Genomic DNA, 24,211 nt, shown 5'->3' on the forward strand with positions numbered 1-24,211 from the left:
CGAGGGCTCTACGAGCAAGCATCGGGGAGCAGACGGAAGCGTTGGACAGGGTCAAGGTGCTGTCGTTACTGCCGGACGGCATGCATGTGACGACGGCGATGAGTCCACCGGACGTAGAGAGGCCCGAAGCCGCAAAAGGAAGTTGCGGCTTCGGGCCATGTCCGTCCTGGGGTCAGCGCAGCTCCGCCGGGGCCGTACGGTCCTTGTCGACCTTCTCCGTACGCACCAGTTCACCCCACACGATGTAGCGATACCTCGATGTGAAGACCGGCGTGCAGGTCGTCAGCGTGATGTACCGGCCCGGCTTCTTCCTGCCCGACCCCTTGGGGACCGGCTGGAGCACGTCGACGTCGTACTTCGACGTCTCGGGAAGCTCCTTGAAGACCTTGTAGACGTACCAGGTGTCCTTGGTCTCGAAGACGATCGCGTCGCCCGTCTTCACCTTGTCGATGTTGTGGAACTTCGCCCCGTGCCCGTCGCGGTGCGCCGCGAGCGTGAAGTTGCCCTGCTCGTCCCAGGGAAGAGCCGACTTCACCGGGTCCGTGTAGTAGCCCGCGATGCCGTCGTTCAGGTTCTCGGTGTCGGTGCCCTTCTTGACGAGCACCTCGCCGTTCTTCATCGCGGGGACGTGCAGGAAGCCGATGCCGTCCTTGGTGTCGAGGGCGCCCGGCGCATCCGCCCAGTGGCTGCGGACGGTGTGGCCCTGCTTCACGGCCTCGCGGTCGGCCAGCACGTTCGTCCACCAGAGGGAGTAGACGACGAAGAGACCCAGCACCAGACCCGCGGTGATCAGAAGCTCACCGAAGACACTGACGGCGGCCGCGACGCGATGGCGTTCCCTGCTCCGCACCGGGGGCATGGGCAGGTCGGTCTGCTCTTCGTGCTGCTGGGTCCTCGCTGCCACCGCACCCGCCCCTGTCGTGATGATGTTCAGCCGACGAGCGCGTCGGGCTTCCCCTTGCTGCGCGGCCGTTCGTCGACCATCTTGCCCCAGACGATCAACCGGTACGTACTCGTGAATTCCGGCGTACAGGTCGTCAGTGTGATGTACCGGCCGGGCTTGGTGAAACCGGAACCCGGCGGTACCGGGCCGATCACCGAGACATTGGCCGGCGACGTCTGGGGAAGGACGCTGGTCATCACGTACGTGTAGTACGCGTCCTGCGTCTCGACCACGATCGGGTCACCCTTGCGCAGCCGGTTGATGTAGCGGAACGGTTCGCCGTGCGTGTTGCGGTGGCCGGCCAGCGCGAAGTTACCCTGCGCGGCCGACGGCATCGCCGTCTTGAGCGGGGCCTGGCCGTAGTGACCGACCATGCCGCGGTCCAGGACGTTCTCCTTGCTGGTGCCCTCGGCGATCGGCGCGACCACGTCCAGTTTCGGGATGTGGATGATGGCGAAGCCCTGTCCCGGTTCGAACACCCCTGGTTTACGGCCCTTCGCCCAGTCGTCCTGGATCTTGTGCGTCTCGTTCCCGGCGATCTGGCCGGCGCGCACATTGGTCCACCACAGCTGATACGTGACGAACAGCAGCATCAGCACACCCAGCGAGATGAACAGCTCGCCCATGACCCTGCTGGCGACCACGGCGGGGCTGTCCTTGGCGGCGCGGGCCGCACGCCGCGCCTCGACGCGCGACAGCGGCCTCCCCTCCGCCGCTGCTGCCGACGTGGTCCCCTGCTGCGATCCGCCTCGCCGCCGTCCGCGCCCCTTGGCGGCGCGCCGCCGCTCGGCGCGACCGCCGGTGGGAGGTCCCGGCTGCGGTTCGGGCTCCGCGGTCTGTGGTTCGAGCACAGCGGTCAGCGGCCCGGAGTCCGGGATTCCGGCAGGCTCCGCCTCGTACTCCGGCTCCGCCCGCGGTGACGGAACCGGCACCGTCGGGTCGACCGGGCGCCTGGGTGCCGCCGTCCGCAGGGCGACCGTCTCGTCACTGAGGGGGAGCGGCTCGGGCCGAGGCGCCGCGACGGGCCCCTGCTGCCCGTACCAGTCCCGCTCGTACCCTTCGGGGTCGTACCACTCACTCGGCGTCCCCTGGGCCCCCTGGGGCCCGTGTGACGCCTGTGAAGGTGCTTGCCGGTGCCGTCCCCGCGCCCCACCGGCAGCCGCTGCCTCCGTCGGGACATCATCCGCCCAGGACCTCGGCACGGCGTGCTGTCCCGGCAGCGGATCGTTCAGCGGGTCCGCGAGCTGGTCGACTGCCGCCTCGAACGCGCCCGTGACCTCGTACGCTCGCTGCTCGTACGGGCCTTCCTCTCCGGTGTCGTGCTCGGGACGGAGTGCGGTCACGCGACGGCCTTGCCCACCACCGGCGCGAGCCCCTCCGACCTCGCGACGGCTCCCGTGTCACCACATCGCACCAGCCAGTTGGCCAGCATCAGGTGGCCGTACTCGGTCAGGACCGACTCCGGATGGAACTGCACGCCCTCCACGGCCAGTTCCCGGTGGCGCAGACCCATGATGATGCCGTCGGCCGTACGCGCTGTGACCTCCAGCTCCTGCGGGATCGTCTCCGGTTCGGCGGCGAGCGAGTGGTACCGGGTCGCGGTGAACGGGGAAGGCAGTCCGGCGAAGACACCGCGGCCCTCGTGGGTCACCGCGGATGTCTTGCCGTGCAGCAGCTCGGGGGCGCGGTCCACCACACCGCCGTACGCCACGGCCATCGACTGCATGCCGAGGCAGACGCCGAAGACCGGGACACCGGTCGCGGCGCAGTGACGCACCATCTCGATGCAGACACCCGCCTGTTCGGGCGTGCCGGGGCCGGGTGAGAGCAGGACTCCGTCGAAGCCGTCCTGCGCGTGTGCCGGGGTCACCTCGTCGTTGCGCAGCACCTCGCACTCGGCGCCGAGCTGGTAGAGGTACTGGACGAGGTTGAAGACGAAGCTGTCGTAGTTGTCGACGACAAGGATGCGGGCGCTCACTGGCCGGTCCCCGTTCCGCTCGTGCCGTCGACCGTCACGTCACCGAAGGGAAGCAGCGGCTCGGCCCACGGGAAGACGTACTGGAAAAGCACATAGACGACGGCGAGTGCCAGTACGAGCGAAATGAGCCCGCGCACCCACACGTTGCCCGGCAGATGCCGCCAGATCCAGCCGTACATGCTGTCCCCTCCATTCGGTACGGGACCAGACTAAAGGGCTGAGGCGGAGACGTGGGTCAGCTGTGGAAAGCCGCAGGCCTGCCGTGCGTCACAGGCTGCGTCACGCCGGGAGGCGCCCCGGGAGCCGGCTCCCCGGTCCGCCGCGGATCCTGCCGATCACCGGGCCGGCGCCGTGAACCGCTCGCTACTTCACCGGCTTCGCATAGTGGAGATCCACCGTGCCCGAGTAGCCGGGAAGAGTCACCGCCTGGTGCTCGTCGACCTTCCACCCGAGCCCGTAGGCCTTCACGTACAGCAGGTAGTTCCGGATCGCCGAGGACCCGTCGAGAGCCTTCTTGAGCCGGTCCGGGTCGCCGACTGCGGTGATCTTGTACGGCGGCGAGTAGACCCGGCCCTGAAGAATCAGGGTGTTGCCCACGCAGCGCACGGCGCTGGTGGAGATCAGCCGCTGGTCCATGACCTGGATGCCGCGGGCGCCACCCTGCCAGAGGGCGTTGACCACCGCCTGCAGGTCCTGCTGGTGAATGACCAGGTCATTGGGTTGCGGATCGGGGTACCCGGGGTTCGCCGTGGCGTTCGGCGGAGCGTCGTCGAGCGTGACGGCGACGGCCCGGCCGGAGATCTTCGTGGTGCCCGCTGCCCGCTCCAGTGCCGCGAGCCTGGCGTCCTCGGCCTTGCTGCTGCCGTCGTCGCGCTGGGCCAGGGCATCGATGTCCTCACGCACGGATGCGTTGGAATCGTCGAGCCCCGCGTTCTTCTCACTGCGTTGCTGGATCAGGTCCGAGAGCTTCAGCAGCGACGAGTCGGTGCGGATGTTGGTGCCCTTGGCCGTGTTGGCGCTGGTGACGAAGATCAGTCCGGCAAGGGCGAAGACGGCAGCGGTGAGCACCCTGACCGGGTGCCGGAAGATGCGGCGGACCGGCCCGGGGGGAGAGTCGGCAGAATTGCTCAACGTACCCTTATCTCCTTCAGCGCCACGGAAGCACTACGCTAACGGACGCCCCGGGGAGGCAGCATTCCCCCTTGCGCCCTGCCCCGGCGCCAGCCACAGTTCCCTGCGCGGTCACGCAGCGCATCGACAGGAGAGTTCCTCGTGCCGAAGTCACGTATCCGCAAGAAGGCCGACTTCACGCCGCCCCCGGCGAAGCAGGCAACCAACATAAAGCTGACCAACCGCAGTTGGGTGGCGCCGGTGATGCTGGCGTTCTTCCTGATCGGTCTGGCCTGGATCGTCGTTTTCTATGTGACCGACGGCGACCTGCCCATCAAGGCGCTGGGGAACTGGAACATCGTCGTCGGCTTCGGCTTCATCGCCGGCGGCTTCGGCGTCTCCACACAGTGGAAGTAGCCGGTAACGCGCCGGCAGAACCACAGCCGGTCCCGGTACCGCAACCCTTGCCCTGAGTTACCCACAGCGTTATCCACAGGCGGGGGAAAAGGTCAGACGATCTGTGGATAACCTCCGGGGTGTTGACGCCGGTGTGACTGCAGCCACCCTCGTCGAGTGGTGGCACGCCCCTTGTCCTTGCTGGAAAAACCCAGCTCAGCGACAAGGGGCACAGTTGTTCCTACGGAATGCACAAGATCGTGTGCACACTGTGGACAACTGGCCCGGGAAGGCCGCGCGACCCGCCCGTTCCGGCCCCTGATCAGGTCAGCGCGGCGGTTCTGGCGACCACGATGACGACCGTCACCGCCAGGACCAGTGCACAGGTGCCGTACTGCACCAGCGCACGCCGTCCACGTGGTGCATGGACCATGGCGATGGCGATCACCGTGCCGGCGACCAGGCCGCCGACGTGCGCCTGCCAGGCGATGCCGCCCCACGGATTGAACGTGAAGACCAGGTTCAGCGCGAGGAGCGCGAAGACCGGCCGCATGTCGTAGTTGAGCCGGCGCATGAGTACGGCGGTGGCGCCGAGCAGTCCGAAAATGGCACCGGAGGCTCCGAGCGAGCCCTGGGTCGGATCGGCGAGCCAATAAGTGAGCGCGCTGCCTGCCAGACCGGAGAGCAGATAGAGCGCGAGATAGCGGGCGCGGCCGAGCGCTGCCTCCAGCGGACCGCCGAGCCACCACAGCCCCATCATGTTGAACGCGATGTGCCACACCTCCTGGTGCAGGAACATCGACGTCACCAGCCGGTACCACTGACCCTCCGCGACGCCTTCCGGTGGGCCGCCGAAGTAGAAATTGGCCCGGCCGAGCAGCAGCAGGTCGTTGACCAGCGAGTCGCCCTTCACCTTCACCAGGATGAACAGGGCGATATTGAGGCCGAGCAGGATCTTGGTGACCAGTCGCGGGTCGGCCGCGACGGCGCCGCCGGCCAGGGTGCGCGGCTGGTTGGCAGCCGGGCCGTGTCCCGTACCGGATCCCTGCCGGACGCAGTCCGGGCACTGGAAGCCGACCGAGGCACTGACCATGCATTCGGTGCAGATGGGACGGTCGCAGCGGGTGCAGCGGATCCCCGTGTCACGCCCCGGGTGGCGGTAGCAGCCGAGCGGACCGCGGGCATCGGCCGACTGGCCCCGGGCGCCGGGCGGATGCTCGTCCATCGGTCCCATCACGTCCTGGTCCCCTCGGTCGTCGTCACGGGGGCAGCACAGACAGCGCCGCCCTGCTCGTCCGCTATGTAACCAGTACGGACAAGCAGGGCGGTTGGTTCCCGGACAAGGGGACCGGACTGTGATCGTCCGGTGACCCCGGGCGATCAGCGGCTCTCGACGGCGACCGACTCGATCACCACGTCCTGCACCGGGCGGTCGGTGCGCGCGTTGGTCTGGGCGCCCGCGATGGCGTCCACGACCTTCTTGCTGGCCTCGTCCGTCACCTCACCGAAGATGGTGTGCTTGCCGGTCAGCCACGCGGTGGGCGAGACGGTCACGAAGAACTGCGAGCCGTTGGTGCCCGGGCCGGCGTTGGCCATGGCCAGCAGATACGGCTTGTTGAAGCTGAGGTCCGGGTGGAACTCGTCGGCGAACTCGTAGCCCGGGCCGCCGGTGCCGTTACCCAGCGGGTCCCCACCCTGGATCATGAAGCCGCTGATGACCCGGTGGAAGACGGTGCCGTCGTAGAGCTTGTCCGTGGACTTCTTGCCGGTCGCGGGGTGGGTCCACTCACGCTCGCCCTGGGCGAGCTCGACGAAGTTCTTGACCGTCTTGGGCGCGTGGTTCGGCAGAAGCCGGATCTCGATGTCGCCTTGGTTGGTCTTCAAGGTGGCGTAAAGCTGCTCGGCCACGATCTGCCTTCCGTAAGTCTTCACTGACGTCCACCGATCCTCGCACGGACCATCCGCCGAGTCGCCCGACCGCACCCGGGAACGGACATCGCTCACCTTCTTGCCCGATTACGCGCCGCCCGCCTGCCGCTCGTCGCGGGAACAAAAGAGGCCAAGTGCGTGACGCACCGGCGCGTGCTGAACCGAACCGTGGCATTGTCGTCGGCAAGCTCCCCTTGCACCTCATTGCACCGATATATCGCTCATGACTGTTTCGTAGGAACGTCCCCGATGCCCCGGATGCCCGCCCCGCATGCCGTCGGAGTCATCGGGGGGCATGATTTCGAAATGGGTGGAAAGGCGGAGTACTACCCGCCACCAAGGAGGAGGATCCCGTGACCCGCATCGACAGCGTGCGCGCCGCAACCGACTCGGCGAAGGACAGCGTGCAGCACGCCGCGGAAGTGGTGGCGCCCTACGCCGACTCGGCCAAGGACCAGGCCGCACACTATGCGCACGAGGCCCGTACCCGGCTCGCGCCGAGGGTGTCGAAGGCAGCCCAGCAGGCCCGCGTCCAGTACGACGCACATCTCGCACCACGTATCGAACTGGCCCTTGCCCACGTGCCGCCCAAGGTCGACGAGGCCGCCCAGCGCGCCGCTCTCCGTACCCGTCAGGCGGCCAGGACCGCGGCGGATTACACCGTGCCCCGCGTGGAGCAGGCGATGGCCGCCGCGCAGCCCGTCGCCGAGGAAGCCACGGCCCGCAGCGCCGCGGCCCTGGCCGCGCTCCGCAGTCAGGTGACGGCGAAGGAGATCCGGAAGCTGGCCAGAAAGCATGAGCGGCGGGCCAAGGCCGGACGCGCCCTGAAGGGGCTCGCCGTGGTCTCCATCCTGGCGGCCGGCGCCTACGCCGCCTGGCGGTGGTGGGACAAGCAGGCCAACCCGGACTGGCTGGTCGAGCCCCCTGCTCCCACGGAGGTCGGCGACCGTGCGCCGCTGTCCTCGGTCGACGGCAGCGGCCCGGCGTCCCTGGACCCCGAGGTCCGTGCCAAGCAGGCCGAGTCGGACGGGGACGGGACCGACGGGGTGGACGGCACCGATCTCGACGACCGCCGCTGAGCCGTCACCACCGCACCTCCCACGGGCATGAAAAAAAGCCCCTCCGAACTGCGTTTCCGCAGTTCGGAGGGGCTTTCTCTGTGGAGCCTAGGAGATTCGAACTCCTGACATCTGCCTTGCAAAGGCAGCGCTCTACCAACTGAGCTAAGGCCCCGAAAGATGGACAGCACCGGACGCACCAGCGTCTTGGTCACCGCCGCAGACCAGACTACCGGGTGACCCCCTCAATCTTCCAAAAAGATTGGGACTCCCGGTCCGCAACCACTCTCCGTAAGATGCTGGACGAGGTTCGCAGCAGCGAAGGCTCAGCGAAGGGGAGACGCCATGGATGCAGTCCAGCAGGAAGCAACGGCCAGAGCCAGAGAACTTCAGCGCAGCTGGTACGGGGAGCCTCTGGGTGCGTTGTTCCGTCGGCTCATCGACGATCTCGGCCTGAATCAGGCCCGGCTCGCCGCCGTACTCGGGCTGTCCGCACCCATGCTTTCCCAGCTGATGAGCGGCCAGCGGGCGAAGATCGGAAATCCCGCGGTCGTCCAGCGTGTCCAGGCCCTGCAGGAGCTGGCCAGTCAGGTCGCGGACGGCAGCGTCAGCGCGGGAGAGGCCACCGACCGCATGGAAGAGATCAAGAAGTCCCAGGGCGGCTCCGTCCTCACCGGCACCGGGCAGACCTCGGCCACCGGCGGGGCACCCACCGTCCGGCGCGTGGTCCGTGAGATCCAGTCGCTGCTGCGGTCGGTTGCTGCCGCCGGGGACATCATCGATGCCGCCGACTCCCTCGCACCGACCCACCCCGAACTGGCAGAGTTCCTCAAGGTGTACGGCGCCGGGCGCACCGCGGACGCGGTCGCGCACTACGAAGGACACCAGAGCTAGGGCTTCCCGACGGGCCCTGGGCACTATCCCGAGAACCGGGCACGAGCCGAGACAGGAACTGGGAGCGGGCGCAGCGCAATGGGTGAGGTCTTCGCTGGTCGGTACGAGCTGGTCGATCCGATCGGTCGTGGTGGCGTCGGTGCCGTCTGGCGTGCCTGGGATCACCGGCGCCGCCGGTACGTGGCGGCCAAGGTGCTTCTGCAGAGCGACGCGCACACGCTGCTGCGGTTCGTGCGTGAACAGGCTCTGCGGATCGAGCATCCGCATGTCCTCGCCCCGGCCAGCTGGGCCGCGGACGACGACAAGGTCCTGTTCACCATGGATCTGGTGAGCGGTGGGTCGTTGGCACATGTCATCGGTGACTACGGCCCGCTGCCCCCGCGCTTCGTCTGCACACTGCTCGACCAGCTGTTGTCCGGGCTCTCGACGGTGCATGCCGAGGGCGTCGTGCACCGCGACATCAAGCCCGCCAACATCCTGATGGAGGCAACCGGGACCGGCCGCCCGCATCTGCGCCTCTCCGACTTCGGTATCTCCATGCGCAAGGGCGAGCCCCGCCTGACGGAGACCAACTATGTGGTGGGGACGCCGGGTTACTTCGCACCCGAGCAGATGATGGGAGCAGAGCCCGACTTTCCTGCGGACCTCTTCGCCGTGGGTCTCGTCGCGCTGTATCTGCTGCAGGGGAAGAAGCCGGATGCCCGTGCGCTCGTCGAGCGCTTCGTCTCGCAGGGCACGCCAGGCGCCCCGCAGGGGATCCCCGAGCCCCTGTGGCAGGTCCTCGCGGGTCTGCTGCAGCCGGATCCGCACGCCAGGTTCCGCACGGCCACGGGCGCGCGGAAGGCTCTGACGGCCGCCGTCGAGATGCTCCCGGAGTCCGACGCCCACGACGAACCGGTGGAGGTGTTCGATCAAATCGGCCCGCTGCCCGCCGGTTTCGGCCCCACCGGCCCGATCCCGGCTCCGCGGGGACCTGTCCCGGCCGACCGCGGCGCCGGGACGGGGCAGGCCGCCACGGCCGGCCAGGCTGCGCAACAGTCCGTACACCACCCCGAGCAGCAGGCGGTACAGCAGCCGCACGCCGAACTGCCTTCCCAGGCGCCCTCCTCGATGTCGGAGACGGGCAGCTTCCATCTCGCCCCGCCTCCGCAGCAGACCGCCCCGCTCCGCCCGCCGGTGCCTCCGGCCGAATTCCCCGCTCCGCTCCCGGCTCATCCGGAATCCCCCTTCCCCGATGCCGCACCGGGCTTCTCCCAGGCCCCGACATCCGCGGTGCAGCGCGAACAACCTCTCACTCGTGCATACACCGCCGAGCAGCAGCAGGTTCCCCATCCCGGAGCGCGAGTTTCCCCGCCCTTCCCCCCGACCGGGAGCGTGGGCCCGGCTCCTGCCGGGGCTCAGCCACCGGCGCACCCCGCAGCCTCCGGTGCACCCGCACGCGGACCGCACAGCCGTCCGGGACCGCCCACGAAGGTGACGGTCCCGGTCCTGCTGGTGGCACTGATCTGCTTTGCCGTGGGGATCTGGGCGCTGACTCAGGCCTGAGTGCCGCCCAGTGCCTCGGTCCTGGACGGGACCCGAATGCTGAAGGAGGCCGGCACCTGCGACGGCGGCCGGCTACCAGGCCTGCGGCGGCCCTCCGAACGGCTGTTGTCCGGCCGGGCCGCCCGCGGCGGTCGCCGTGCGCCGGCGCGCGAGCAGTGTCCACGCCCCGAGTCCGAGCACCAGCACGGTGCCGGCGCCGATCCCGGCAGCTCCCACCAGCTTCATGGTGTCGCTCCGGCCGGCCTCAGCAGCGCTCTGGCCGCTCCTGGCCATGTCCTTGTCGTCCTGGCTGACGCCGAAGACCCCGGCTGACCCCTCGTACGGCGACGCCTTCGCCGCATTCTTGACCTGCACCTTGAGGGTCATCGGGATCGCCTTCCTCCCGTATGCCTTCTCGATCTCCGGGCTGAGTGACAGCGACAGGTAATACCAGCCCGCGAACCGCATGGCGCTGATGGCGGAGGTGTAGGTGAAGCGGTTCTCGTACGCCACCGGGGGGAGCGGATCGAGTGACACGGAGGCGGGGTCGCCGGTGTACGACAGCGGCGAGGCGTCGTCGACGTGTCCGTGTGCCGGATTGTCCAGGGACAGCGCGAGTGCGTTGCCGACGTATTCGCCCGAGCCGCCGACGCTGTTGCCCAGGTCGACGGTGGCGAAGATCTGCTGCCCCCAGTCCACCGGCACCCGGTAGAAGAGGGTCTGCCCGGGCTCGATGCCGTCCTCCCAGGTGCCGGTCTCCAGGCTGGTGGCGTCGTAGTAGCCGGTGCCGCCGTGCCGCTTCTTCCCGGCCTGTCCGAGCGGCTCCGGCGAAGCCGACGGCCAGCTCTCCGGCGCCCCGGTCGGTACCGGGACGCCCTTCCCGAGCTTCGGCTCAGCCTCGTAGCGGAGTTCCAGGTCCCACGCCTCAGGCGTCGAGGTGGCCTTGCTGTCCCGCTCGATCAGGACGTTGTACGTTCCGGGATCCTTGCAGGTACCGCTGTCCTTCTTGGGGACCCGATAGGCGTATGCAGCGATCGGACGCGGGAATTCCGCCGACCCGAACAGTGCGTCCTCGGAGCTGCACTGCAGGTCCTTGCTGTCCCTGATGCTGACCGTGATCCCGTCCCCGTAAGCGACCTTGCTGCCCGCCCGAGGCACGGCGACTGCCGAGACGTAGGCGTTCTCGTCGGCATCGAGGTCGAGACGGTAGTAGAGCTTCTCGCCCGGTTTGATCGAGCTCTTGTAGACCGATCCGGCCGTCAGCGCCGACGCATCGGTGCTGACCTCCGAGCCCCGGACCGCTTTCGCCCCGGGGTCGAAGGTGTACGGAGCGGGTTCACCGGCCGCGTACACCTGCCCCGGCAGCGCCACCACCGCGCACATCGCCGCGAGCGCGGCCAGCGCCGCCCGGCCCCTGTTGCGCTGCCTCATCACGCGCTTCCCCTCGTCGTCTCCGTGGCCGATCTGCGGCGGCTGCGTACGAGCGCGAGCCCCGCGATCAACACCACCACGGCGCCCGCCCCGGCAGCGGCCGCAATGCCGGTCCATCCTGCCCCGCCCGCACCGCTGCTGTCTGCGGCCACAGGGGAATCACCGCTTCTGGCGGCTCCCCTGCCCGGTTTCCCCTCCGGCTTCCCGGCGAGGACCGCTGCACCGTGCTCGTGCTCCGGCCCGGCCTTCTCGTCACCGAGCACCGGCACCCGCAGCACCACTTCGCCCCTCGGGTTCTCGGCGATGTCCGCAGCCCGCGCGCCCAGCGTCACCGAAATGGAGAACTCGCCCCCGGAATGCACCGGCTGGACCAGGGAGCGGCACTCGTGACGGTTGGTCCAGGCGACCGGAACCGATCCCATGGCGACCGCCGCCGGGCAGCCGTTGTACATCGCCGACGGGGTGAACTCGCCTTCGCCGAGGGGAAACCGGGCCGGGGGGAACAGCTGTGTCGCCCCGCACATCACACGGGTCACCGGAGGGCAGCTGCGCATCCCCGTCGCCCGCTCCGTACTCCGGCTTCGCGGCGAGCGGGTCGAGGGCGTGACGCCCTTCTTCAGCGGTGCCTCCACCCCGTACACCAGCTCCAGCGGCCAACGCGCCTCATCGGAGCCCTTCTTGCGCCGCCGCTCCACCACCAGCCAGTAGCGGCCCGCCCGGTCGCAGCTCCGGTTCCCGTCTTCGGAGGGGATGCGGGCGACCGCCGAGGTCAGCAGGGTCGCTCCCTCCTTCCGACAGAAGCGCGCGATGTCCGTCACGCAGGGACTGTCAGTGGCGTACACGATGCTGGTACCCAGTGCGTCGAAGGTGTCGACGGCCGCCCCGGGCTGCGGCACCGCCGTCGCCGAGAAGTCCGCCGTGGACACGGCGTCCGGATCGACCGCGTAATGCCGCTTCTCGCCCGGGCCGATGGTGTCCGGATACTGCCCGGGTACGAGCGAGAGCGCCCGGCCTCCGGTCGCCGCGCCCTCGACCCGCTCGCCGCGAAGCCGGTGCCCGTGCGCGGAGATTTGTGCTGCCCGTTGCAGCTGCCTGGCCGGCGACGCGGCGTCCGGAGCGGCGTAGTAGCGGCCGTTCCCCGCCCGGGCGATGCATTCGAGCTGCTGGCGGGCTCTGCCCTTCACCTGGAAGCCGACGGTGTCGATCCGCAGCGCGGTCCCTGCCGAGCTGCTCGGCCACCTCACGGGACGGCCGCCGCGGCCGGCACCGTGCCCAGGAGCAGGGCAGCCGGCGCCCCCCGCCGATCAATGTCCCTGCCACTGATGTACGACGGTGCTTCCGTGCCTTCACACGTGCCCCCTCGGCCGAAAGCCCCGCTCATTTGCTTACGCAAGCCATTGATTTGTGTAAGCGAACTCAAAGGCACAGGTGTCACGGTCCCGCAACAGCACGAGGCCCCGGCCGCTCTCAGCGACCGGGGCCCGCACAAGGCTTGTCTGTCTCACACACCCGAACCTGCGGGCACGGAGTCAGTCGCCTCCGTCCACAGATCCTGCTCGGCGCGATCCGCCTGGATCTGGCGGTACACGAGGAGCCCGCCGATGGCGGCCAGTGCGACCAGGAGAAGCTTCTTCACCGCGCGACCTCGTCTTTCCTTGACGTAGGGGACTTCTGCCGCCCGACTATACACACCGACCGATACCGATCAGTGACCTCCCTGCGACCCGACCGGCTCCCGGGCAAAAACAGCCATCCCGCCCGATCTCGCTCCGGCCCGTCCAGCCCGGTTGAACCATACGAGTGGTGTTCATCTGAAGATCGGCGGATCCGTGGCGTCGGTCCCCGAAATCGCGGCCCACATCCACATCATCAGGAAGGTAAGCAAACCGGACCACCCGAAAGTGAGGGGCCATGAGCGCCTTCAAGGCCAAGAGCATCTGGACCGCCTTCATCACCGCCCTCTTCGCACTCCTCGCCTCGCTGGGGCTCGTCAGCACCGCCACGGCGGCCACGCAGCCCGAGGCCACGCAGCCGGCGACCACGCCCCAGAAGCACACGGGTACGACGACCGCAACCGCGAGCACCCCGTCGGTCCGATGGACCCTTCCGCGTGACAGGTCGCTGCCCCCCACCATGAAGCAGCGCATCCGCGCCGAGGCCCACGGCTCCTCACCCGCCACCAGGCATCTGTCGCCGGACACCAACGACGCCGTGGCTGCCACAGGCACCACCGGCGCCGCCCGCACCGCACACGGGGCCCCGGCGGGGGATGCATCTCTGCTGCCTCCCTGAGAGCGGCGCGACTGACGCACAGAGCCCCTGGTCCGGTTCGCACCGGACGGGGGCTTTTTCGCGTGCCAGGAGCCGTGGCGCACACCTCTCCCGCGCCCCGCTTCCGGATCGAGCGCCTTCCTCGGCCTCCGGAGCCGCGATGCGTGCCTCGCCCGGTCGCCGGATCCGCACCGTCCGGTCGCCGTCACGACCCACGCCCGGGGCGCGGAGCCCGGACGCCCCGTTGCCGACGGCAGAAGCGCCCACACGTACTGCGGCCACCCTCACCCACGGCCCCGAAGTCCCGCACCGCAACTCCGGCCACCCGGAACACGAGCCGCAGATCCCCCGGCCCTGGCCACGGCCACCCCGTGCCCCAGCCCCCGCGGCCCTGCCCGCCCCGGTGCGCGCAGGGCCGAAATGCGCGCAGGACGGGAAACCGCACCACACCCGCACGCGAGGCGCCACACAACCCGTCCGCACATACGCAGAAGGCCCGGTGCCTCCGAAGAGGTACCGGGCCTTCTGTTTCACTGTGGGGCTAACAGGATTTGAACCTGTGGCCTCATCCTTATCAGGGATGCGCTCTAACCAACTGAGCTATAGCCCCGCCGCGCTGCTGCGCTGACTTCTGAAGATTAGCGCACGTCGGGGCCAGTCCCAAAATCGATACCCGCGGGCCTACTCGTCCTCGGCGAGAGTGAGCTCCACACCGCCCACGAAGCCGGCCGACAGGTTGTAGATGAAGGCGCCCAGCGTCGCCAGCGCGGTCGCCAGGACCACGTCGATCACCGCGATGACCGACGTGAAGATGAGGACGCGCGGAAGCGACAGGAACGACTGCACATCGAAGCCGTTGCTCTCGTTGGAACCGGTCGCCTCGCTGACGGTGCCGCCCACGGTGGAGAAGACACCCATGGCGTCCATCACCATCCACAGGACCGCGGCCGCCACCACCGTGCAGATGCCGAGCGCGATGGAGAGCAGGAAGCTGACCTTCATCACCGACCACGGATCGGCCTTGGCGACCCGCAGCCGTGCCTTACGGGTGCGCGGAGTCGTCCGCGCCCCTGTCCGGGGCCGTCGCGTCGCCTGAGCGGCGCCTGCGCCCTGTGTTCCCTGGGGCCGGCCGCCCTGCGTCTCGCCCGCGGGCGAGGGGTATGCCTGCGGCGGGTGGTACGGCCCACTCGCCTTCCCCGGTGCGGGCTCGCGCTCACCGGGCAACGGCCCGGTCGCGTATCCCTCGTACTGGGGCTGAGGCCCCCGGGTGTCCGTCACAGTGCCCCCTTGGGAGTCCGTGGCAGGGCCACGGGCACCGTTCGCTCCAGCTCCGGAAGCGGCCGAATCGGCGCCCGTGGCTCCACTCACGCTCTACTCCTCGTGCTCCCCGGTCGAAGGCGAAGTGCCTTCGACAGTGCCCTCGGCAGATGCCTCGGCGGTCGTCGTCGCCTCGGCATCATCGGCCCCGTCGACCTCTTCGGCCTCACGACCGGCCTCGGCGTTGCGCGCGATACCGACAACGGCATCGCGCTTGCCCAGATTGATCAGTTGGACGCCCATGGTGTCACGGCCCGTCTCCCTGACTTCATTGACTCGCGTGCGAATCACACCACCGCCGAGCGTGATGGCGAGGATCTCATCCGTTTCCTCGACCACCAGCGCGCCGACCAGCGAGCCCCGGTCCTCCACGATCTTCGCGGCCTTGATACCCAGGCCGCCACGACCCTGAACGCGGTACTCGTTGACGGGGGTCCGCTTCGCGTAACCGCCGTCGGTGGCAGTGAACACGAACGTACCGGGCCGGACAACATTCATCGAGAGCAGTTCGTCGCCCTCGCGGAAGCTCATGCCCTTCACACCCGAGGTGGCACGGCCCATCGGGCGCAGCGCGTCGTCCGTCGCAGTGAACCTGATCGACTGGGCCTTCTTGCTGATGAGCAGAAGATCGTCCTCGGCCGACACCAGCTCCGCACCGATCAGCTCGTCGTCGCTGCCGTCCTCCGTCTCGCGGAGGTTGATCGCGATGACACCGCCCGAGCGCGGCGAGTCGTAGTCCTTCAGCGCGGTCTTCTTCACCAGGCCGCCCTTGGTGGCGAGGATCAGATACGGCGCGGCTTCGTAGTCGCGGATGGCCAGGATCTCGGCGATCTGCTCGTCCGGCTGGAAGGCCAGCAGATTGGCGACGTGCTGGCCGCGAGCGTCCCGGCCGGCGTCCGGGAGCTCGTACGCCTTCGCGCGGTAGACCCGGCCCTTGTTGGTGAAGAACAGCAGCCAGTGGTGGGTCGTCGACACGAAGAAGTGGTCGACGATGTCGTCTTCCCTGAGCTTCGTGCCGCGGACGCCCTTGCCGCCGCGCTTCTGCGAGCGGTAGTCGTCCGTCTTCGTACGCTTCACATAGCCGCCGCGCGAGATGGTGACGACGATGTCCTCTTCGGCGATCAGGTCCTCGATGGACATGTCACCGTCGAAGGGCACCAGCTTGGAGCGCCGGTCGTCGCCGAACTTCTCGACGATCGCCGCCAGCTCCTCGCTGACGATCTGTCGCTGCCGCACCGGCGACGCCAGGATCTCGTTGTACTCGTTGATCTTCGCCTGGAGCTCGTCGTGCTCGGCGGTGATCTTCTGGTGCTCCAGCGCGGCCAGCCGGCGCAGCTGCATCTCCAGGATCGCGTTCGCCTGGATCTCGTCGATCTCCAGCAGGCCCATCAGGCCCTCGCGCGCGACGTCGACCGTCTGGCTGCGCCGGATGAGGGCGATGACCTCGTCGATCGCGTCGAGCGCCTTGAGCAGGCCGCGCAGGATGTGCGCCCGCTCCTCCGCCTTGCGCAGGCGGAACTTCGTGCGCCGGACGATGACCTCGATCTGGTGCGTCACCCAGTGCCGGATGAACGCGTCGATCGACAGCGTGCGCGGCACCCCGTCGACCAGCGCCAGCATGTTGGCGCCGAAGTTGGACTGCAGATCGGTGTGCTTGTACAGGTTGTTCAGCACGACCTTGGCGACCGCGTCCCGCTTCAACACGACGACCAGCCGCTGGCCGGTACGCGACGAGGTCTCGTCACGGACGTCCGCGATGCCGCCGACCTTGCCGTCCTTGACCAGGTCGGCGATCTTCTGCGCGAGGTTGTCGGGGTTGGTCTGGTACGGAAGTTCCGTGACGACCAGGCACTGCCGGTTCTGGATCTCCTCGACCGCGACGACCGCACGCATCGTGATCGAGCCACGGCCGGTGCGGTACGCCTCCTCGATGCCCTTGCGGCCGACGACGAGCGCACCGGTCGGGAAGTCGGGGCCCTTGATCCGCTCCATCAGAGCGTCCAGCAGCTCCTCGTGGGAAGCCTCCGGGTGCTCCAGGTACCACTGCGCACCGGACGCGACCTCGCGCAGGTTGTGCGGCGGAATGTTGGTCGCCATACCGACCGCGATGCCCGCGGAACCGTTGACCAGCAGATTCGGGAAGCGCGCCGGCAGAACCGTCGGCTCCTGGTTGCGGCCGTCGTAGTTGTCCTGGAAGTCGACGGTCTCCTCGTCGATGTCCCGGACCATCTCCATGGACAGCGGCATCATCTTGCACTCGGTGTACCGCATGGCGGCGGCCGGGTCGTTGCCCGGAGAACCGAAGTTGCCGTTGGAGTCCACCAGCGGCATGCGCATCGACCAGTGCTGCGCCAGTCGCACGAGCGCGTCGTAGATCGAGGAGTCGCCGTGCGGGTGGTACGTACCCATGACGTCGCCGACGACGCGGGCGCACTTGTAGAAGCCCTTCTCGGGCCGGTAGCCGCCGTCGTACATCGCGTACAGAACGCGGCGGTGGACGGGCTTGAGACCGTCCCGTACGTCGGGCAGCGCACGCGACACGATGACGGACATCGCGTAGTCGAGGTAGGAGCGCTGCATCTCCGTCTCGAGCCCCACGGGCTCCACCCGCATGCCCACAGCCGCGGTGGCGGGTTCCTCTTCAGGGGTCACAGGGTTGTTCTCGTCGGCCATTGCTGGTCAAAGTCCTTTCGAGCGGCGGCTTGCTGGTACGGCCGACTCAGATGTCGAGGAAGCGGACGTCCTTGGCGTTGCGCTGGATGAACGAGCGCCGTGCCTCGACGTCCTCACCCATGAGCACCGAGAAGAGGTCGTCGGCCTGCGCCGCATCGTCCAGCGTGACCTGGCCGAGCACCCGGTGGTCGATGTCCATCGTGGTGATGCGCAGCTCCTCGGCGTTCATCTCGCCGAGGCCCTTGAACCGCTGGATCGAGTCTTCCCTGATCCGCTTGCCGTTCTGCTTGCCGAGCTCGACCAGGGCGTCGCGCTCACGGTCCGAGTACGCGTACTCGAAGTCGTCCCGGCCCCACTTGATCTTGTAGAGCGGCGGGCGGGAGAGGTAGACGTGGCCGGCCTCGACCAGCGGACGCATGAAGCGGAAGAGGAACGTCAGCAGCAGGGTGTTGATGTGCTGACCGTCGACGTCGGCGTCCGCCATCAGAATGATCTTGTGATAGCGGAGCTTCTCGATGTCGAAGTCCTCGTGGACTCCGGTACCGAAAGCCGAGATCAACGCCTGGACCTCGGTGTTCTGCAGGATCTTGTCGATCCGGGCCTTCTCGACGTTCAGGATCTTGCCGCGGATCGGCAGGATGGCCTGGTACATCGGGTTACGACCGGACTTCGCCGAACCGCCGGCGGAGTCACCCTCGACGATGAAGATCTCGCACTTCGTCGGGTCGTTGGACTGGCAGTCGCTCAGCTTGCCCGGCAGCGACGCGCTCTCCAGGAGCCCCTTGCGCCGGGTCAGGTCACGGGCCTTACGGGCCGCCACCCGGGCAGTCGACGCGGCGATGCCCTTACGGATGATGTCGGCGGCCTCGTTGGGATTCCGGTCGAACCAGTCCGTCAGCTGCTCGTGGACGACCTTCTGCACGAAGGTCTTGGCCTCCGTGTTGCCCAGCTTGGTCTTCGTCTGGCCCTCGAACTGCGGCTCGCCCAGCTTCACCGAGATGATCGCCGTCAGACCCTCGCGGACGTCCTCACCGGTGAGGTTGTCGTCCTTCTCGCGCAGCAGCTTCTTGTCGCGCGCGTACCGGTTGACGAGCGAGGTCAGCGCCGCACGGAACCCCTCCTCGTGTGTACCACCCTCATGCGTGTGGATCGCGTTGGCGAAGGAGTAGACCCCCTCGCTGTACTGCGTGTTCCACTGCATGGCGATCTCGGCCGAGAGGAGACGGTCCTTGTCCTCGGCCTCGATGTCGATCACCGACTGGTGGATGACATCGCCCTTGCGGGAGTTCAGGTACTTCACGAAGTCGACGATGCCGTTTTCGTAGTGGTACGTGACCGTCCTGGTCGGCTCCTCCTCGGGAACGTCGACCGCCTCGACACTGTCCGCGCCGGCCGTCGCCTTCGCCGACTCGCGCTCGTCGGTGAGCTTGAGGGTGAGGCCCTTGTTGAGGAAGGCCATCTCCTGGAAGCGGCGCGAGAGGGTCTCGAAGGAGTACTCGGTCGTCTCGAAGATGTCCCCGTCGGCCCAGAAGGTGACCGACGTGCCCGTCTCGTCGGTGGCCTCGTTACGTTCCAGCGGGGCAGTCGGGACACCGAACTTGTAGTCCTGGGTCCAACGGTAGCCGTCCGTCTTGACCGCCACGGCCACCCGGGTGGACAGGGCGTTGACCACGGACACACCGACGCCGTGCAGACCGCCGGAGACCGCGTAGCCGCCGCCCCCGAACTTGCCGCCTGCGTGCAGCACGGTGAGGACGACCTCGACGGCGGGCTTGCCCTCGGAGGGAACGATGCCGACCGGGATGCCACGGCCGTTGTCGATCACGCGTACCCCGCCGTCGGCGAGGATCGTGACGTCGATGTTGTCCGCGTGCCCGGCCATGGCCTCGTCGACCGAGTTGTCGACAACCTCTTGTACGAGGTGGTGGAGGCCGCGCTCACCGGTCGAGCCGATGTACATGCCAGGCCGCTTGCGGACCGCGTCCAAGCCCTCGAGGACGGTGATCGCGCTGGCGTCGTACGAGGCAGCCACCTCGCCGCGCTCACCGGGTGTGGACGGAATGTTCTCGTTGGGGTTGCCGGAATCGGCCACGAAGCGCCCTTTCTGGCACAGCACAGGCCGTTCTCCGGGCAGGCGGGAGCGGCTGCGTCGTTCGGCTTGTATCGACGACTCCCGCAAGTAAGCGGGATTGTCCATCAGTCTACCGGTAGCGCCGACACGAATGGGGGTTTGCCGGTACCTGAGTCCGCATGTGCCGCCCTGAATGAGCGCCTGACGACTCCCCATATTCAGGATGGGGCCCCAAGAGGCTCACGCGGGCGTTGAGCGCTTCGGCCTGTCAACCTCCCGCTACGGTGAGGGACGCCTCGGCCCCACCGGACGGTTTCGACCGGTACAGACCGGCACATCACGGGAGCAGCGGACAACTACACAAAAGGGGCAGCCCGCCATCGGGGCCGTACCTCTCCGGGAACGGGAGGCATAGCCGTCGAGGGCGGGCTCGGGACCGTACGGAGAGATAAAAGGCCAGGTCAGCCGTAGGTATCGCCCGGACCGGTACTTCCCGGCGCACGCAGTGGACCGAACCTGCGCTGCGGACCGCCCGGCCCCAGCACCTTGATCAACCTCACAGTCCCGTGACCCAGATCGGCGTTCAGCCTGGCCACCAGCTGAGGCGCCAGCAGCCGCAGCTGCGTCGCCCACGCCGTCGAGTCGCACTGCACCGTGAGGACCCGCTCCTCGGGAGCCTCGTCGTACCGCAGCGGCACACAATGATTGGCCAGATCTTCACCGACGATCTGCGGCCACCGGCCCATCACCCCGCCCACCGCCGCAGGCGTCTCCCAGCCGCGCTCGGTGATCAGGCGGTTGATCGCGGCACCCAGCGGCAACGGATCACGCCCGTCCGCCCGAGCGCCCGAGCGCAGTCCGCCACCCCGCCTCGCCTGCTTCTTCTGCTGCGCCGCGGCGCCACGTGCCCGGGCCTGCTCCTTCGCCGCGCGCAGAGCCACCCGCGCCAGATCGACACCGGAGGCCTCCGGCTGCTTCGCCTCGCCCGCCGGCCGTCCCCCGTCGCCCAACGGTTCCTGCGCACCTTTGGCCGGGCCCCTCACCGGATCATCGGAGCCGTTCATACGCGTTGCACCTCGCCCGCCGACACCTCGTACCGCGCTCCCGCCAGGATGCCCGGAACGTCATCGTCCACCGCGGCCGTCACCAGCACCTGCTCGCCCGGCGCCACCAGCTCCGCCAGCCGCTCCCGGCGCCGCGCGTCCAGCTCGGCGAAGACGTCGTCCAGGACGAGCACCGGCTCGTTCCCCTCGGTGCGCAGCAGATCGTACGAGGCCAGTCGCAGCGCGAGCGCGTACGACCAGGACTCGCCATGACTCGCATAACCCTTGGCCGGCATTCCGCGCAGCCCGAGCAGCAGCTCGTCGCGGTGCGGGCCTACCAGCGTCACGCCCCGCTCGATCTCCTGCTTGCGGACCTCCGCCAGCGCGGCGAGCAGTTGTTCGTACAGCTCGTCACGGGTACGGGCAGGCTCCACGCCGGCGCCGACCGAACTGCGGTACTCCAGGGTCACCGGACCACCGCCCGGTGCGACATCCTCGTACGCCTTGTCAGTCAGCGGTTGCAGCGTCGCGATCAGATCCAGCCGTTGCGCGAGCAGCTCGGCGCCGACCCGGCCCAGATGCTGGTCCCACACGTCGAGGGTGGACAGATCCATCGACCGGCCGCCGTGCCTGCGCGCCATCGCCGCAGACTTCAGCAGGGTGTTGCGCTGCTTCAGCACCCGCTCGTAGTCCGAGCGGACACCCGCCATCCGCGGCGACCGCGCCGTGATCAGCTCGTCGAGGAAGCGCCGGCGCTCCCCCGGATCGCCCTTGACCAGCGCAAGATCCTCCGGCGCGAAGAGCACAGTCCGTACAATCCCCAGCACGTCACGCGGTCTGACCTGCGACGATCTGTTGATCCGGGCACGGTTGGCCTTGCCGGGATTGAGTTCCAGCTCAATCAGCTGCGAGCGCTCGCCCTGGGTGACGGCAGCCCGGACGACAGCCCGGTCCGCGCCCATCCGCACGAGCGGCGCATCGGAGGAGACCCGATGGCTGCCGAGGGTCGCGAGGTAGCCGACGGCTTCGACCAGATTCGTCTTGCCCTGACCGTTGGCCCCCACGAACACGGTGACGCTCGGATCGAGAGGTACTTCGACCCGGGCGTACGAGCGGAAGTCAGCCAGCGAGAGATGCGTCACATGCATGGGTGTACGCCGACCTTCCCGGCTTCCTGCTCCGTGCTCCGTGGCGGGGGCCGTTGGTACTGGTCCGGCCCGCCCTTCGGTGCGGTTACTTCTTGTTCTCGACCGCGTGGCCGCCGAACTGGTTGCGCAGCGCGGCGATCATCTTCATCTGCGGGGAGTCGTCCTGGCGCGAGGCGAATCGCGCGAAGAGCGACGCGGTGATCGCGGGGAGCGGCACCGCGTTGTCGATCGCGGCCTCCACCGTCCAGCGTCCCTCACCGGAGTCGGCGGCGAAACCGCGGAGCTTGTCGAGGTGCTCGTCGTCGTCCAGTGCGTTGACCGCCAGGTCGAGCAGCCAGGAACGGATGACCGTTCCCTCCTGCCAGGAGCGGAAGACCTCGCGCACGTCGGTGACGGAGTCGACCTTCTCCAGGAGCTCCCAGCCCTCGGCGTACGCCTGCATCATGGCGTACTCGATGCCGTTGTGGACCATCTTCGCGAAGTGGCCGGCGCCGACCTTGCCCGCGTGGACGGAACCGAAGTCGCCCTCGGGCTTCAGAGCGTCGAAGATCGGCTGGACCCTCGCGACGTTCTCGGCGTCGCCGCCGTACATCAGCGCATAGCCGTTCTCCAGGCCCCAGACACCGCCGGAGACACCGCAGTCGACGAAGCCGATGCCCTTGATGCCCAGCTCGACCGCGTGCTTCTCGTCGTCCGTCCAGCGGGAGTTCCCGCCGTCCACGACGATGTCGCCGGGCGAGAGCAGCGCTGCGAGTTCGTCGACCGTGGACTGAGTCGCGGCGCCGGCCGGGACCATCACCCAGATGACCCTCGGGCCCTTCAGCTTGCCCACAAGCTCTTCGAGGCTGTGGACATCGGCGACGTCCGGGTTCCGGTCGTAACCGATGACGGTGTGGCCTGCGCGGCGGATGCGCTCGCGCATGTTGCCGCCCATCTTGCCGAGGCCGACGAGACCGAGCTCCATCAGAGATTCCTTAAGCGTTGTGCCGATTCGTACCCAGGCCCGAGCCTACGCCCAGCCCGGGACAGACCGCCGGGCATGCTCGGCTCTGAGCGTGCCCGTACGGGACTGTCGTATCAGGACCGGTGACCGGATCAGCCGGAGAGGCGGACCGGCATGATCAGGTACTTGTACGCGTCGTCCGCCTCGGCATCGACCGCCGGCCGGCCGCTGAGCAGCGCGGGCTTGGTGGACGTCGTGAAGGAGAGCTGAGCGGCGGGGGAGTCGATCGCGCTGAGCCCGTCGAGCAGGAACGTCGGGTTGAAGGCGATCGAGATGTCATCGCCCTCCAGCACGGCGTCGACACGCTCCACAGCCTGTGCATCGTCGCTCGAACCGGCTTCCAGGATCAGCACACCCTGCTCGAAGCTGAGCCGGACCGGGGTGTTCCGCTCGGCGACGAGGGCCACGCGCTTGACGGCCTCGACGAACGGAGCGGTCTCGATGACCGCGACCGAGTTGAACTCGGTGGGGAACAGCGTCCGGTACTTCGGCAGATCGCCTTCGAGCAGTCGGGTGGTGGTACGCCGCCCCGCGCCCTCGAAACCGATCAGCCCCTCACCCGCACCTGAGCCGGACAGCGCCAGCGTCACCGTGTCACCGCTGGTCAGCGCCTTGGCGGTGTCGAGCAGCGTCTTGGCAGGCACCAGGGCGACGGCCGAGGCGTCCGGGTCCTCCGGCTTCCACAGGAACTCGCGGACCGCGAAGCGGTAGCGGTCGGTGGAGGCCAGGGTGACAGTGTCGCCCTCGATCTCGATGCGCACACCTGTCAGCACGGGCAGCGTGTCGTCGCGGCCCGCGGCAATGGCGACCTGGGCGGCGGCGGAGGCGAAGACCTCGCCGGGGACCGTGCCTGTCGCCGTCGGCATCTGCGGCAGCGCGGGGTACTCCTCCACAGGAAGGGTGTGGAGTGTGAATCGCGACGAGCCGCAGACCACGGTCGCCCGTACACCGTCGGTGGAAATCTCCACCGGCCGGTTGGGGAGGGCGCGGCAGATGTCGGCGAGCAGCCGGCCGGAGACGAGCACCGTGCCGTCCTCCTCGACCTCGGCATCCACCGAGACCCGGGCCGAGACCTCGTAGTCGAAGCTGGAGAAGCTGAGGGCGCCGTCCTCAGCCTTCAGCAGAAGGCCCGCAAGAACGGGCGCCGGCGGACGGGCCGGAAGGCTGCGAGCCACCCAGGCCACCGCCTCCGCGAGTACATCGCGCTCCACCCGGATCTTCACCGGAACCGCCTCCTGCTGTTGCTCGCTCGCCCTGCTGGCCTTCGTCGTCTGGTCGGGGCCGCTCCACCGATGACAGGGGAGGACGCCGGGGACCAGTCTGACGTACCGCACCGACACTCGGTGCTGCTCGGGGTCAAGTCGCGACAAGAGGTTCGGAGAGCTCCGGCGCCGAGTTGTGCACAGCCCCCACTTCGAAGCG

22 protein-coding genes and 2 tRNA genes are annotated in these 24,211 nt (G+C 68.5%); 5 read left to right on the forward strand and 19 right to left on the reverse strand.

Annotation, left to right across the window (positions count from 1 at the left end):
- Positions 1 to 172 precede the first annotated feature (172 nt).
- The 5 genes from ACFVXE_RS23340 to ACFVXE_RS23360 all read right to left on the reverse strand — a co-directional run bounded on the left by ACFVXE_RS23340 (position 173) and on the right by ACFVXE_RS23360 (position 4,052).
- On the reverse strand, positions 173 to 904 hold the full coding sequence (locus tag ACFVXE_RS23340; RefSeq protein ID WP_389673724.1) for a class E sortase: 732 nt from the start codon (positions 902 to 904) through the stop codon (positions 173 to 175).
- Positions 905 to 930: 26 nt separating this feature from the next.
- Complete coding sequence (locus tag ACFVXE_RS23345) at positions 931 to 2,286, reverse strand: class E sortase (RefSeq protein ID WP_389673725.1); 1,356 nt, start codon at positions 2,284 to 2,286, stop codon at positions 931 to 933.
- The gene (locus tag ACFVXE_RS23350) at positions 2,283 to 2,921 is read right to left on the reverse strand and encodes an aminodeoxychorismate/anthranilate synthase component II (protein WP_389673727.1); all 639 of its coding nucleotides are present in this window, start codon (positions 2,919 to 2,921) and stop codon (positions 2,283 to 2,285) included. Before ACFVXE_RS23350 ends, ACFVXE_RS23345 begins: the two co-directional genes overlap by 4 nt.
- Positions 2,918 to 3,100, reverse strand: a complete 183-nt coding sequence (locus ACFVXE_RS23355) for a hypothetical protein (RefSeq protein WP_389673729.1) — start codon at positions 3,098 to 3,100, stop codon at positions 2,918 to 2,920. Before ACFVXE_RS23355 ends, ACFVXE_RS23350 begins: the two co-directional genes overlap by 4 nt.
- Before the next feature lie 184 nt (positions 3,101 to 3,284).
- Complete coding sequence (locus ACFVXE_RS23360) at positions 3,285 to 4,052, reverse strand: DUF881 domain-containing protein (RefSeq protein WP_389673731.1); 768 nt, start codon at positions 4,050 to 4,052, stop codon at positions 3,285 to 3,287.
- Between the two features lie 141 nt (positions 4,053 to 4,193).
- Between ACFVXE_RS23360 and crgA the strand changes: the two genes are divergently transcribed.
- Positions 4,194 to 4,448 (forward strand): cell division protein CrgA, encoded by a 255-nt coding sequence (gene crgA, locus ACFVXE_RS23365; RefSeq protein WP_277327263.1) that lies wholly within the window; start codon positions 4,194 to 4,196, stop codon positions 4,446 to 4,448.
- Between the two features lie 301 nt (positions 4,449 to 4,749).
- Here the strand turns inward: crgA and ACFVXE_RS23370 are convergent, their stop codons facing one another.
- The gene (locus tag ACFVXE_RS23370) at positions 4,750 to 5,652 is read right to left on the reverse strand and encodes a rhomboid family intramembrane serine protease (RefSeq protein ID WP_389673732.1); all 903 of its coding nucleotides are present in this window, start codon (positions 5,650 to 5,652) and stop codon (positions 4,750 to 4,752) included.
- Positions 5,653 to 5,807: 155 nt separating this feature from the next.
- A complete protein-coding gene (locus ACFVXE_RS23375) occupies positions 5,808 to 6,335 on the reverse strand; it encodes a peptidylprolyl isomerase (protein ID WP_389673733.1) in 528 nt (175 codons plus the stop codon).
- Between the two features lie 374 nt (positions 6,336 to 6,709).
- Here ACFVXE_RS23375 and ACFVXE_RS23380 point away from each other — a divergent pair, with 374 nt between their 5' ends.
- Positions 6,710 to 7,435: a DUF5324 family protein gene (locus ACFVXE_RS23380; protein ID WP_389673735.1), complete on the forward strand. Its 726-nt coding sequence runs from the start codon at positions 6,710 to 6,712 to the stop codon at positions 7,433 to 7,435.
- Between the two features lie 81 nt (positions 7,436 to 7,516).
- On the opposite strand, the gene ACFVXE_RS23385 is transcribed toward ACFVXE_RS23380, so the two are convergent.
- A tRNA-Ala gene (locus ACFVXE_RS23385) sits at positions 7,517 to 7,589 on the reverse strand.
- A 170-nt stretch (positions 7,590 to 7,759) separates the two neighbouring features.
- Between ACFVXE_RS23385 and ACFVXE_RS23390 the strand changes: the two genes are divergently transcribed.
- The gene (locus tag ACFVXE_RS23390) at positions 7,760 to 8,308 is read left to right on the forward strand and encodes a helix-turn-helix domain-containing protein (protein ID WP_389673737.1); all 549 of its coding nucleotides are present in this window, start codon (positions 7,760 to 7,762) and stop codon (positions 8,306 to 8,308) included.
- A gap of 78 nt (positions 8,309 to 8,386) precedes the next feature.
- Positions 8,387 to 9,853, forward strand: coding sequence for a serine/threonine protein kinase (locus tag ACFVXE_RS23395; RefSeq protein WP_389673739.1), 1,467 nt, complete (start codon positions 8,387 to 8,389; stop codon positions 9,851 to 9,853).
- A 72-nt stretch (positions 9,854 to 9,925) separates the two neighbouring features.
- On the opposite strand, the gene ACFVXE_RS23400 is transcribed toward ACFVXE_RS23395, so the two are convergent.
- The 3 genes from ACFVXE_RS23400 to ACFVXE_RS23410 all read right to left on the reverse strand — a co-directional run bounded on the left by ACFVXE_RS23400 (position 9,926) and on the right by ACFVXE_RS23410 (position 12,899).
- On the reverse strand, positions 9,926 to 11,263 hold the full coding sequence (locus ACFVXE_RS23400) for a hypothetical protein (protein ID WP_389673740.1): 1,338 nt from the start codon (positions 11,261 to 11,263) through the stop codon (positions 9,926 to 9,928).
- A complete protein-coding gene (locus ACFVXE_RS23405; RefSeq protein WP_389673742.1) occupies positions 11,263 to 12,507 on the reverse strand; it encodes a hypothetical protein in 1,245 nt (414 codons plus the stop codon). Before ACFVXE_RS23405 ends, ACFVXE_RS23400 begins: the two co-directional genes overlap by 1 nt.
- Positions 12,508 to 12,764: 257 nt before the next feature.
- Positions 12,765 to 12,899 (reverse strand): DLW-39 family protein, encoded by a 135-nt coding sequence (locus tag ACFVXE_RS23410; RefSeq protein WP_003958712.1) that lies wholly within the window; start codon positions 12,897 to 12,899, stop codon positions 12,765 to 12,767.
- Positions 12,900 to 13,174: 275 nt separating this feature from the next.
- On the opposite strand from ACFVXE_RS23410, the gene ACFVXE_RS23415 reads away from it, so the two are divergent.
- Positions 13,175 to 13,555, forward strand: a complete 381-nt coding sequence (locus ACFVXE_RS23415; protein ID WP_389673744.1) for a DUF6344 domain-containing protein — start codon at positions 13,175 to 13,177, stop codon at positions 13,553 to 13,555.
- A gap of 515 nt (positions 13,556 to 14,070) precedes the next feature.
- Here ACFVXE_RS23415 and ACFVXE_RS23420 read toward each other — a convergent pair.
- The 8 genes from ACFVXE_RS23420 to dnaN form a co-directional block, all read right to left on the reverse strand.
- Positions 14,071 to 14,144 (reverse strand) — tRNA-Ile (locus tag ACFVXE_RS23420).
- Positions 14,145 to 14,215: 71 nt separating this feature from the next.
- Positions 14,216 to 14,812 (reverse strand): DUF3566 domain-containing protein, encoded by a 597-nt coding sequence (locus ACFVXE_RS23425; protein ID WP_389673745.1) that lies wholly within the window; start codon positions 14,810 to 14,812, stop codon positions 14,216 to 14,218.
- 93 nt (positions 14,813 to 14,905) lie between these two features.
- Positions 14,906 to 17,524 carry a DNA gyrase subunit A gene (gyrA, locus tag ACFVXE_RS23430; protein ID WP_389673747.1) on the reverse strand — a complete coding sequence of 873 codons (2,619 nt, stop codon included), beginning with the start codon at positions 17,522 to 17,524 and terminating at the stop codon, positions 14,906 to 14,908.
- A gap of 46 nt (positions 17,525 to 17,570) precedes the next feature.
- Positions 17,571 to 19,640 (reverse strand): DNA topoisomerase (ATP-hydrolyzing) subunit B, encoded by a 2,070-nt coding sequence (gyrB, locus tag ACFVXE_RS23435; protein ID WP_389673749.1) that lies wholly within the window; start codon positions 19,638 to 19,640, stop codon positions 17,571 to 17,573.
- Between the two features lie 416 nt (positions 19,641 to 20,056).
- Positions 20,057 to 20,659: a DUF721 domain-containing protein gene (locus ACFVXE_RS23440; RefSeq protein ID WP_389673751.1), complete on the reverse strand. Its 603-nt coding sequence runs from the start codon at positions 20,657 to 20,659 to the stop codon at positions 20,057 to 20,059.
- Complete coding sequence (recF, locus tag ACFVXE_RS23445) at positions 20,656 to 21,786, reverse strand: DNA replication/repair protein RecF (protein WP_389673752.1); 1,131 nt, start codon at positions 21,784 to 21,786, stop codon at positions 20,656 to 20,658. Before recF ends, ACFVXE_RS23440 begins: the two co-directional genes overlap by 4 nt.
- An 85-nt stretch (positions 21,787 to 21,871) precedes the next feature.
- Positions 21,872 to 22,750 (reverse strand): phosphogluconate dehydrogenase (NAD(+)-dependent, decarboxylating), encoded by an 879-nt coding sequence (gene gnd / locus ACFVXE_RS23450; protein ID WP_389673753.1) that lies wholly within the window; start codon positions 22,748 to 22,750, stop codon positions 21,872 to 21,874.
- A 131-nt stretch (positions 22,751 to 22,881) separates the two neighbouring features.
- Complete coding sequence (gene dnaN, locus ACFVXE_RS23455) at positions 22,882 to 24,012, reverse strand: DNA polymerase III subunit beta (RefSeq protein ID WP_389673789.1); 1,131 nt, start codon at positions 24,010 to 24,012, stop codon at positions 22,882 to 22,884.
- Positions 24,013 to 24,211 lie beyond the last annotated feature (199 nt).

The sequence above is a fragment of the Streptomyces sp. NPDC058231 genome, assembly GCF_042882275.1.
In the GTDB taxonomy this organism is placed as follows: Bacteria; Actinomycetota; Actinomycetes; order Streptomycetales; family Streptomycetaceae; genus Streptomyces.